The sequence below is a fragment of the Ferrovibrio sp. genome (genome assembly GCF_029255545.1).
Taxonomy (GTDB): domain Bacteria; phylum Pseudomonadota; class Alphaproteobacteria; order Ferrovibrionales; family Ferrovibrionaceae; genus Ferrovibrio.
Map to the genome: position 1 here is coordinate 1 of NZ_JANLJJ010000004.1, position 9,655 is coordinate 9,655.

The window sequence follows — 9,655 nt, forward strand, 5'->3', positions numbered from 1 at the left end:
CGGGCGACAAGAGCTGGCCGATTACCGGCGCCAGCTTCATCCTGATGTACAAGAATCCGGTTGATGCCACGGCTGCTGCTTCGGCCCTGAAGTTCTTCGACTGGGCCTACAAGAACGGCGACAAGATGGCCGGCGATCTCGACTACATCGCCATGCCGGCGAATGTGGCCGATCTGGTCCGCAAGACTTGGTCGTCACAGATCCAGGCCGGCGGCAAGCCAGTCTACGCAGGCAAGTAACGAAGTCTGATACCCGACGACAAGGACGGCTGGTTCAAACCGGCCGTCCGCATCGCCGGCAATAGTTTCTCGGGGCATGCGGACAGAATGCTCCTGAAAGAAGCGATCAGCGGAGAGTGAGACCGTGACAGATATCGCCTTCAATTCATCCGCTGCGGCGCGACAACGGGCCGTTGGGTCTCGTTGGTTTGGTATCTCTGATCGTCTGTTTCACGGCATGACTTTCGCGGCAGCCCTGACGGTGCTGCTGCTGCTTGGCGGCGTCATTGTCGCGCTGCTTGAAGGCTCATGGCCGGCCTTCGCGAAATTCGGCTTCGGTTTTCTGGTTACTGAATCGTGGAATCCGGTCACCGAACAATTTGGCGCCCTGTCGCCGATCGCCGGTACGCTGATCACCAGTTTCATCGCAATGCTGATCGGCGTGCCGATCAGCATTGGCATTGCCATTTTCCTTACCGAAATCTGCCCAATATGGCTGCGGCGGCCGATTGGTATCGCCATTGAGCTGCTGGCCGGCATCCCCAGCATTATCTACGGCATCTGGGGCCTGTTTGTCTTCGCGCCCGTGATGCAGCGCCATGTGCAGCCCTTCCTGATCAACGCCTTCAGTGGCGTGCCGGTGCTGGAAAACCTGTTCGCCGGGCCGCCTTATGGTATCGGCATCCTCACCGCCAGCCTGATCCTGGCGATTATGGTGCTGCCCTTTATCACCGCGGTGACCCGCGATGTGTTCGAAACCGTGCCGCCGGTTCTGAAAGAAGCAGCCTACGGCCTGGGCTGCACCAAATGGGAAGTCATCCGCAACGTGATGCTGCCATACACACGGGTGGGCGTGGTCGGCGGCGTGATGCTGGGACTGGGGCGCGCGCTGGGTGAAACCATGGCGGTCACCTTCGTGATCGGCAACGCTCATAAGATTCATGCCTCCGTTCTTGGCCCGGGCACGACGATTTCGGCGACCATTGCCAATGAATTCACCGAGGCAGTTGGCGACATTTACACCGCTTCGTTGGTCGCGCTTGGCCTTATCCTGTTCGTCATCACATTCATCGTGTTGGCGGCGGCGCGGCTCATGCTGCTGCGCATGAACGTGAAGGGGGCCTGACGCCATGGACCTCTATACCCGTCGCCGCCTGCGCAGCCGCGCTGTCGTCATCCTTTCGATCGGCGCTGCGCTTTTCGGATTGACTTGGCTGGTGCTCATCGTTGGCACGCTGTTCTTCGAGGGATTTGGCGGACTGTCGCTCCGGGTTTTCACTGAAATGACGCCTCCGCCCGGCGCGGATGGCGGCCTGCGCAACGCCATTATCGGCAGCCTGATCATGACATCGATCGCGGTTCTGTTCGGTACGCCGATCGGCATCCTGGCCGGCACCTACCTGGCCGAATATGGGCGTGCCACAAAATTATCGATGGTGGTGCGATTCATCAATGACGTGCTGCTCAGCGCGCCCTCGATTGTCATCGGCCTGTTCGTCTATGAGGTGATGGTGATCAGTATGGGCCATTTCTCGGCCTGGGCCGGCGCCGCGGCACTGGCCATCATCGTCATCCCGGTCGTTCTGCGCACCACCGAGGACATGCTCAATCTCGTGCCGAACGGTCTGCGTGAGGCTGCCACGGCGCTTGGTGCGCCACGCTATTTCGTGATCCGCCGGGTGGCCTATCGTGCCGCTCGCAACGGAGTGCTGACCGGAATACTGCTGGCGATTGCACGCATCAGCGGCGAGACCGCGCCGTTGCTGTTCACCGCGCTCAACAATCAATTCTACAGCACCGATCTCAATGCGCCGATGGCCAACCTTCCGGTGGTGATCTTCCAGTTCGCGCTGAGCCCCTACGAAGACTGGCGCGCGCTGGCCTGGGCCGGCGCACTGATCATTACGCTGGCCATTTTGGCTCTCAATATCGGCGCCCGCGCCCTGGCAGGAAGGCAGACCAGCAAATGAATATCGAAACCATGGAACGCCCAATGCAAATTGCTGAAGCCGTCAAGGCCAAGGTGTCGATCGAGAATCTCGCTTTCTATTACGGTGACAGCAAAGCGCTGAAGAACATCAACCTGACGCTCTATGATCGTAAGGTAACCGCATTTATCGGCCCGTCTGGATGTGGCAAGTCGACCCTGTTGCGGGTGCTTAACCGGATTTATGAGATGTACCCGAGGCAGCGCGCCGAGGGCAAAGTCATGGTGGATGGCGCCGATATCCTCGACCCTGGGCAGGACCTCAACATGCTGCGCGCCAAGATCGGCATGGTGTTCCAGAAGCCGACCCCGTTCCCGATGTCGATCTACGAGAATATCGCCTTCGGGGTTCGGCTTTATGAGCGCTTGTCGAAGGAAGAAATGGACGAGCGGGTCGAGAGCGCGTTGCGCAAGGCGGCGCTATGGGAAGAGGTGAAGGACAAGCTGAGTAGCACTGGCCTCGGCTTGTCCGGCGGCCAGCAGCAGCGCCTGTGCATCGCCCGCACAATCGCGGTGCGACCGGAAATCATCCTGCTTGACGAACCCTGCTCGGCGCTTGATCCCATCTCGACGGCTAAGATCGAGGAGCTCATCGACGAGCTGAAGGAGGAGTACACGATCGTGATCGTGACCCATAACATGCAGCAGGCGGCGCGCACCTCGGATTACACCGCCTTCATGTATCTTGGCGAGTTGATCGAATTTGGCGACACCAAGCGGATGTTTACTCATCCGGAAAAGCAGCAGACCCAGGATTACATCACCGGGCGTTTTGGCTGAGCAGAGTGAGGAAAGCATTATGCCGCAACATATCGTCCAGAAATACGACGACGAACTGAAGAAGCTTTCCACCATGATCGTGCAGATGGGTGGTCTGGCGGAATCGCAGCTTGCTTCTGCGGTGGAGGCGATCGTCAAGCGCGACAGCGAACTGGCCGGGATTGTCGTCGCGGGCGATGCCAAGATCGACGCCTTGCGGACCCAGGTGGACGATTTTGCCATCGAATTGCTGGCGCGCCGCCAGCCGATGGCCGCCGATCTGCGTATCATAGTTGCTGCCTTGCGCATCTCTTCGGAAATCGAGCGCATCGGCGATTATGCCAAGAACGTGGCCAAGCGCGCCGTCGCGCTCAATCAGGCGCCGCTGGTGCGCCCGGTGCATGCCATCCCACGCATGGCGGCGCTGGTGCAGGCGCTGATCAAGGACACACTGGACGCCTATATCACCGACGATGCCGCCAAGGCGGACGCGGTCTGGGCGCGCGACGAGGAAGTGGACGAGCTCTATACCAGCCTGTTCCGCGAGTTGCTGACCTACATGATGGAGGATCCGCGCTCGATCACGCCCTGCACGCACCTTCTGTTCATAGCCAAGAACATTGAGCGGATCGGCGACCACGCCACCAACATCGCTGAGCTGATCCATTATGCGGTCAAGGGCGAGGTCATGAAGGAAGACCGCCCGAAAAGTGACGACACTGCCTATGCGGTGGTCAACGCGCCAGGAGGTACGCGATGAATGTCACAGTCAAGCCGCGCGTCCTCGTCATCGAGGACGAGGCGGCGCTGCTGGCGCTGCTGCGCTACAATCTGGAAAAGGAAAACTACACCGTCGATGAGGCGACGGATGGCGAGCAGGCCCTGCTGAAGGTGGCCGAGCATATGCCCGACCTGATCCTGCTCGACTGGATGCTGCCGCGGCTCTCCGGTCTGGAAGTCTGCCGCCAGCTCCGTCGCGACCCGAATGCCCGGAATGTGCCGATCATCATGCTGACGGCGCGCGGCGAGGAAGCCGACCGCGTGCGCGGCCTTGATGCCGGGGCCGACGATTATATCGCCAAGCCGTTCTCGCCCGGCGAATTGCTCGCCCGTATCCGCGCGGTGCTGCGCCGCATCCGCCCGGCCCTGGCCGAGGAAGTGCTCACCTATGGCGGGCTGGTGATGGATATCGCCACCCACAAGGTCACGCGCAACGGCCGCGACATCCATCTTGGACCGACGGAGTTCCGCCTGCTGCGCTATTTCCTCGAGCATCCCGGCCGCGTGCTGTCGCGGGACCAGTTGCTGGACGCGGTCTGGGGCCGCGACATCTATGTCGAGCAGCGTACCGTCGATGTGCATATCCGTCGCCTGCGCAAGGCGTTGAATGCCAGCGGGGAATCCGATGTGATCCGCACCGTGCGCTCCGCCGGCTATGCGCTGGAGCTGACGCCGGCTGCGGCCATGGCCTGATCGCTGGCGGCAGATGGTACCGGCGAATAAAAAAGCCCGGCCGTTGTGTAACGGCCGGGCTTTTTTGCGTTATGCGGCCGGCTTCAGCGGCGGCCGGCGATCTGCTTCCTCATGGCGGCGAACAGGGCATCGATCTTGCCGCCGTTATTCTGGATCACCGACTCGAACTGCTGGCGCTGGGTGAAGGCCATCGACACGCCCTCCACCACCACATCGGTCAGCATCGGCTTGCCATCCTTCTCATGCGTCTTCCACTCGACCCGGATCGGCGGGCCGTTCGGGCGGTTGATATGGGAATCGACGATGGTTTCGCTGCCAACCTCGCGGGCATTGTCGCGCACGTCGAGGGTCTCGCCGTTATACTGCGACAGCAGCTGGGCATAGACCTTGACCAGGTAATCCTCGAACAGCTTGGCGTATTCCTGCTTCTGCGCATCGTTCAGGCCGCGGCTGTAGCGGCCCAGGCAGAAACGGCCCACCGCCTCGAGGTCGAGATGCGTGGTGAGCAGGTTGCGCACCAGGGCTTCGCGCTTCTCGCTCGTCAGTGAGCGGTCGCCGAGCGCCTGCAGGGTCTCGGTGCCGACCTGACGGATGAACTGGTCGGCGGGTATCGCGGCCGGAGCAGCCGGGGCAGGAAGGGTGGTCAGGCCAAAGGCCAGGACGAGACCGGCCAGCACATGCCGGCGGAAGGGCGCAAGGAATGACAAGGAGAAAAACATCGGAATCCGCCTGGGGGCTGTCTGAAGGGTATTTCTGCCTAAGCCATGGAACAGAATGGATTATTAGGCGCTGGAGCATAATATGACGGCTGAATACATAGCGTGTTGCCGGGCGTAAGGCCATGTCCTTTTTTGATCGCGGTCGATTTGAAGCTATACAAATAGATAAAGATATGTTTATGTGTTTTCCATCATGCCAACCGAGCTCGCCCTGTCCCTCGACACCCTGATGGCCGCCCTGCGGGCGGCCGCCGAACCAACCCGGCTGCGGCTGCTGGCGCTGTGCGCCCAGGGTGAGCTGACCGTATCGGAACTGACCCAGATCCTGGGCCAGAGCCAGCCGCGCGTATCCCGCCATCTCAAGCTGCTCTGCGAGGCCGGCCTGCTGGAGCGGGTGCCGGAGGGCACCTGGGCCTTTTATCGCATCGGCGACCGGCTGCCGGGCGCGCCGCTGGTGCGGGCGCTCAGCACCTTGTTGCCGCCGCAGGACCCGACGCTGGCCCGCGATGCCGAACGGCTTGCGGCGGTGAAGCGCGCCCGCGCCGAAACCGCCGAGCAGTATTTCCGCGACAATGCCGCGCAATGGTCGGCGATTCGCTCGCTGCATGTCGACGAGGCCCAGGTCGAGACCACCGTGCTGCGGCTGCTGAATGACGGCAAGCCGATTGACGATCTGCTCGATATCGGCACCGGCACCGGCCGTTTGCTCGAAGTGCTGGCCCCCCATATCAAACGTGGCCTCGGCGTCGATCTCAGTCGCGACATGCTCAGCATCGCCCGCGCCAATCTGGAGCGCGCCGGCATCAAGCACTGCCAGGTGCGCCAGGCCGACATGTATGCCCTGCCGTTTGACAATGCCAGCGTTGATGCCGCGGTGATCCACCAGGTGCTGCATTTCGCCGACGAGCCGCAGAAGGCCATCCAGGAAGCCGCCCGCGTGCTGAAGCCCGGTGGTCGCCTGGTGATCGTCGATTTTGCCCCGCATGATCTGGAAGACCTGCGCGCCCGCCATGCCCATCGCCGGCTCGGTTTCGCCGATGCGGAATTGCGCGGCTGGTGCGCTGCCGCCGGCCTTGATCTCGATCCGGTCGTGGCTCTGCCGGGCCAGCCGCTCACCGTCCATGTCTGGCGCGCCATCCGGCATGCCGCCCAGCTTTCCCCCGCCGCGCAGAAGAGTGCCGCCGCATGACCACCCAGGACAGCAACGCCTATGCCGCCCGCCGCCCGGGCCCGCTTAAGGTTTCGTTCGAATTCTTCCCGCCGAAGACGCCGGAGATGGAGGACAGCCTGTGGCGCAGCGTCACGCGGCTCGCCCCACTCAACCCGCGTTTCGTCTCGGTCACCTATGGCGCTGGCGGTTCGACGCGCGAGCGCACGCATAACACTGTGGTGCGCATCCTCAATGAAACCGGGTTGAAGCCGGCGGCGCATCTCACCTGCGTCGGCGCCTCGAAAGGCGAGGTCGACGAGGTGGCGCAGCATTACTGGCAGGCTGGCATCCGCCATATTGTGGCGTTGCGTGGCGATCCCCAGGAAGGCACCGGCAGCTTTCAGCCGCATCCCCAGGGTTATGCCAATTCCACCGATCTGATCGCTGGCCTGAAGAAGATCGGCGATTTCGAGATCAGCGTCGGCTGCTACCCCGAGGGCCATCCGGATTCCGCCTCGCCGCGCGTCGAGCTGGAGCATCTCAAGCGCAAGGTCGATGCCGGTGCCACCCGCTGCATCACCCAGTATTTCTTCGACACCGACGTCTATTTCCGCTTCCTCGATCGCGCCCGCTCGGCGGGCATCACCGTGCCGATCGTGCCGGGAATCCTGCCGGTTACCAATTTCCGCCAGGTGGTGAAATTCTCCGCTGCCTGCGGTGCCAGCGTGCCGGCCTGGATGGCCGACATGTTCGACGGCCTGGACGAGGATCCGGAGACCCGCCGCATGGTGGCGGCCCATATGGCGGCCGAGCAATGCCGCCGCCTGCTGGTCGCCGGCATCGACGAGTTCCATTTCTACACGCTGAACCGCGCCGATCTCACTTACGCGATCTGCCATGTGCTGGGCGTGCGGCCGAAGCCGGCCATTGTTGGAGAGGCGGCGGCCTGATGCTTGATACCCCTGAACAGCGCCAGGCGCGCCGCGCTGCTCTGAAGGCAGCCGCCAAGGAACGCATCCTGGTGCTGGATGGCGCCATGGGCACCATGCTGCAGCGGCGCAAGCTGACCGAGGCCGATTATCGCGGCGACCGTTTCAAAGGCGCCAACAGCGATCTGAAGGGCAACCACGATATCCTCAACATCACCCGCCCCGATGTCATCCTGGCCGTGCACAGGGAATATCTCGATGCCGGCGCCGATATCATCGAGACCAACACCTTCAGCGGCACCTGGATCAGCCAGGCCGACTACCATCTCGAAGCCGCCGTGCGCGACATCAACGAGCAGGGTGCGCGGCTGGCCCGCCAGGCCGCCGACGAATACACGGCGAAAGACCCGTCCAGGCAGCGCTTCGTCGCCGGCGCCATCGGGCCGACCAATCGCACGGCCTCGCTGTCGCCCGACGTCAACCGGCCCGATTTCCGCAACATCACCTTCGATGAGCTGAAAGACGCCTACAAGGAGCAGGCGCGCGGCCTGATCGAGGGCGGCGCCGACCTGCTGCTGGTTGAAACCGTGTTTGACACGCTGAACGCCAAGGCCGCCGTATTCGGTCTCTACGAGCTGTTCGACGAGCTTGGCGAGGAATGGCCGATCATGCTGTCGGGCACCATCACCGACCTGTCGGGCCGCACGCTGTCGGGCCAGACAACGGAAGCCTTCTGGAACAGCCTGCGCCATAGCCGGCCCTTCTCGGTTGGTCTCAACTGTGCCTTCGGCGCCCAGCAGATGCGGCCCTATGTGGCTGAGCTCAGCCGCGTCGCCGACGTGCCGGTCAGCGCCTATCCCAATGCTGGCCTGCCCAACCAGTTCGGCGAATATGACGAGCCGCCGCATGCCACGGCCACGCATCTGCGCGAATGGGCCGAGGCCGGCCTGGTCAACATCGTCGGCGGCTGCTGCGGCACCACGCCCGACCATATCCGCGCCATCGCCGAGAGCGTGAAAGGCGTGAAGCCGCGCCGCGTTCCCTCCATCCCGCCGCAGCTTCGCCTGTCCGGCCTTGAACCCTTTGCCGTGCCCGCCGCATGACCCAGTCTCCGTCCTCTCCGTCCGAGCGTCCCGGTTTCAACGGACCCGTGTTCATCAACATCGGCGAACGCACCAACGTCACCGGCTCGGCCAAATTCCGCAAGCTGATCGTCAGCGGCGATTATGAGGCTGCCCTTGTCGTCGCCCGCCAGCAGGTCGAGAGCGGCGCCCAGATCATCGACGTCAACATGGACGAGGGCATGCTCGACTCCAAGGCTGCGATGGTGAAATACCTCAGCCTGATCGCCTCCGAGCCTGATATCGCCCGCGTGCCGATCATGATCGACTCCTCGAAATGGGAGGTGATCGAGGCCGGCCTGAAATGCGTGCAGGGCAAGGCCATCGTCAACTCGATCAGCCTGAAGGAAGGCGAGGCGGCCTTCCTGGAGCAGGCCCGCAAGGTGCGCCGCTACGGTGCCGCTGCCGTGGTGATGGCGTTCGACGAGCAGGGTCAGGCCGATACCGCCGACCGGAAATTCGAGATCTGCGCCCGCGCCTACAGGCTGCTGACCGAGAAGATCGGCTTCCCGCCGGAAGACATCATCTTCGATCCCAATATCTTCGCGGTCGCCACTGGCATCGAGGAGCATAACAACTACGCCGTTGAATTTTTCGAAGGCGCGCGCCGTATCCGTGAGAACCTGCCGCATTGCCATATTTCGGGCGGCGTCTCCAACGTGTCGTTCTCGTTCCGCGGCAACGAGCAGGTCCGTGAGGCGATGCACGCCGTGTTCCTCTATTACGGCATGCAGAACGGCATGGACATGGGCATCGTCAATGCCGGCCAGCTGCCGGTCTATGAGGATATCCCGGCCGAACTGCGCGAACGCGTCGAGGATGTGCTGCTCAACCGCCGCCCCGACGCCACCGAGCGCATGCTGGAAATCGCCGAGCGCTTCAAGGGTGGCGCCCGCACCCAGGAAATCGACATGTCCTGGCGCGAGAAGGATGTTCGTGCCCGCCTGACCCATGCGCTGGTGCACGGCATTGCCGATTTCATCGACGAGGACGTGGAAGAGGCGCGCCATACCGTCTCCAAGCCGCTTGAGGTGATCGAAGGCCCGCTGATGGATGGCATGAACGTGGTCGGCGACCTGTTTGGCGCAGGCAAGATGTTTTTGCCCCAGGTGGTGAAATCCGCCCGCGTGATGAAAAAGGCGGTGGCCTACCTGCTGCCCTTCATCGAGGCCGAGAAGGCCTCCGGCCCGGCCCAGACCAACGGCAAGGTGCTGATGGCTACCGTGAAGGGCGACGTGCATGATATCGGCAAGAACATCGTCGGCGTCGTGCTCCAGTGCAACAATTACGAGGTGATCG

At 62.7% G+C, this 9,655-nt stretch carries 8 protein-coding genes and 2 pseudogenes; 9 read left to right on the forward strand and 1 reads right to left on the reverse strand.

From position 1 onward, the window contains the following. The 6 genes and pseudogenes from Q1J79_RS00140 to phoB form a co-directional block, all read left to right on the forward strand. Window positions 1-239 (forward strand): annotated as a pseudogene (locus Q1J79_RS00140) (phosphate ABC transporter substrate-binding protein PstS); the annotation flags it as partial. Window positions 240-363: 124 nt separating this feature from the next. Continuing rightward, window positions 364-1,344, forward strand: a complete 981-nt coding sequence (gene pstC, locus Q1J79_RS00145) for a phosphate ABC transporter permease subunit PstC (RefSeq protein WP_300295079.1) — start codon at window positions 364-366, stop codon at window positions 1,342-1,344. 4 nt (window positions 1,345-1,348) lie between these two features. After that, window positions 1,349-2,188: a phosphate ABC transporter permease PstA gene (gene pstA / locus Q1J79_RS00150; protein WP_300295081.1), complete on the forward strand. Its 840-nt coding sequence runs from the start codon at window positions 1,349-1,351 to the stop codon at window positions 2,186-2,188. Further along, window positions 2,185-2,985, forward strand: a complete 801-nt coding sequence (gene pstB, locus Q1J79_RS00155) for a phosphate ABC transporter ATP-binding protein PstB (RefSeq protein ID WP_300295083.1) — start codon at window positions 2,185-2,187, stop codon at window positions 2,983-2,985. Before pstA ends, pstB begins: the two co-directional genes overlap by 4 nt. Window positions 2,986-3,004: 19 nt before the next feature. Further along, complete coding sequence (phoU, locus tag Q1J79_RS00160; RefSeq protein ID WP_300295086.1) at window positions 3,005-3,724, forward strand: phosphate signaling complex protein PhoU; 720 nt, start codon at window positions 3,005-3,007, stop codon at window positions 3,722-3,724. Further along, on the forward strand, window positions 3,721-4,437 hold the full coding sequence (phoB, locus tag Q1J79_RS00165) for a phosphate regulon transcriptional regulator PhoB (RefSeq protein ID WP_300295088.1): 717 nt from the start codon (window positions 3,721-3,723) through the stop codon (window positions 4,435-4,437). The genes phoU and phoB overlap by 4 nt, the downstream gene beginning before the upstream one ends. A gap of 83 nt (window positions 4,438-4,520) precedes the next feature. Here phoB and Q1J79_RS00170 read toward each other — a convergent pair whose 3' ends face one another. Beyond that, window positions 4,521-5,156 carry a phospholipid-binding protein MlaC gene (locus tag Q1J79_RS00170; protein WP_300295090.1) on the reverse strand — a complete coding sequence of 212 codons (636 nt, stop codon included), beginning with the start codon at window positions 5,154-5,156 and terminating at the stop codon, window positions 4,521-4,523. 193 nt (window positions 5,157-5,349) lie between these two features. Here Q1J79_RS00170 and Q1J79_RS00175 point away from each other — a divergent pair, with 193 nt between their 5' ends. From Q1J79_RS00175 to metH, 3 genes and pseudogenes are all read left to right on the forward strand, one after another. After that, window positions 5,350-6,345 (forward strand): metalloregulator ArsR/SmtB family transcription factor, encoded by a 996-nt coding sequence (locus Q1J79_RS00175; RefSeq protein ID WP_300295092.1) that lies wholly within the window; start codon window positions 5,350-5,352, stop codon window positions 6,343-6,345. Further along, window positions 6,342-7,256, forward strand: coding sequence for a methylenetetrahydrofolate reductase [NAD(P)H] (gene metF, locus Q1J79_RS00180; protein WP_300295094.1), 915 nt, complete (start codon window positions 6,342-6,344; stop codon window positions 7,254-7,256). The genes Q1J79_RS00175 and metF overlap by 4 nt, the downstream gene beginning before the upstream one ends. Window positions 7,257-7,342: 86 nt before the next feature. Next, window positions 7,343-9,655 (forward strand): annotated as a pseudogene (metH, locus tag Q1J79_RS21070) (methionine synthase); the annotation flags it as partial.